Raw genomic sequence first — 970 nt, 5'->3', positions numbered from 1 at the left:
GTCCCCGGCTGCAAGCGACCCACCGGGGCACCCCGCCCGAGGACGTTCGTGCTGTCGCGGCAGGTCTCCTGGCTCGCGGGTCGCTGCGGCTGTCGGCCTTCCCAGCGCTGTCGCGCCAGTGACCATGGTGACAACCGCTCGCCGCTTACAGTTGCAGGGGCAGCCTCGGAATATTGCCGGCGCACCGGGTTCCCTCTTGGCTTCCATCCACTAGAAGTGGGAATGGAAGATCGTGACAGCGCTACATGTAGGCCCCATCCACCGAGATTCGTCAAGTCGGCACCGTCACGTTACGGAATGGAGCAGCCGTGGGATAGATGACCAGCATGCCGACGGCCCGGGCTCTCTTTATCGCCACCGTCGCTTGCACCGGAAGTGAGCAGCTATGCCGTCTGGTTGTATTTCCGGTTAACTTAAGCTTGCGCATGGTCGCGGTCTTGCTGGCGGGAACGTTGCGTTGGGGGGAACCAGTCACCACTGGGGAAAGAAATTCGGCAAGCCGTTCTCCGATCGGATCTGCCAGCCCGCCCCCGCTCGCCGCCACAAACGGCATTTGGACGAAGTCGTTATCGCGATCGGGCGGACAACATTGGCTCTGACGCGCTGTCGACCAGAATGGCTTCGTTCTCGAGGTCTTGATCCTGCGGTCAAAGAAACTCGCGCGCTGCGCAGCGGCTCATGAAGCTGTTGAAATCCGCAGCACGCCGTCGGGCGTGATGATCACGGACAAGTTCCGTCTATACGTCGCTCGCCCGTACCAACATCGCCGAGAACATGATGGGCACCATTCACCGCGTCACACGCAAGTCAAACGCTGGCGAGATGCCGGTGGCCTTGCGATGGGTCGCGGCCGGCATGATCGAGGCCAACAAGGGGCTTCCGACGATTGAAGGCGCATAAGCAATTGTTGGTTTTGCGTGCGGCTGTTCAAGCTCACCACAATCGCATGACGATCAACCCCGTTGCCCAC

The 970-nt window shown here is 61.2% G+C and carries 2 pseudogenes and 1 riboswitch; both pseudogenes read left to right on the top strand.

The features are described 5' to 3' along the window. Positions 1–40 precede the first annotated feature (40 nt). A riboswitch (cobalamin riboswitch) is annotated at positions 41–250 on the bottom strand. A 125-nt stretch (positions 251–375) separates the two neighbouring features. Continuing rightward, positions 376–749 (top strand): annotated as a pseudogene (locus tag I6F35_RS39550) (DDE-type integrase/transposase/recombinase); the annotation flags it as partial. Next, positions 745–970 (top strand): annotated as a pseudogene (locus I6F35_RS39545) (IS256 family transposase); the annotation flags it as partial. The pseudogenes I6F35_RS39550 and I6F35_RS39545, both read left to right, overlap by 5 nt.

The organism is Bradyrhizobium sp. BRP22 (genome assembly GCF_020194175.1).
Taxonomy (GTDB): domain Bacteria; phylum Pseudomonadota; class Alphaproteobacteria; order Rhizobiales; family Xanthobacteraceae; genus Bradyrhizobium.
The sequence above is the reverse complement of the archived record's forward strand: the minus strand, read 5'-3'. Positions and strand labels throughout refer to the sequence as shown.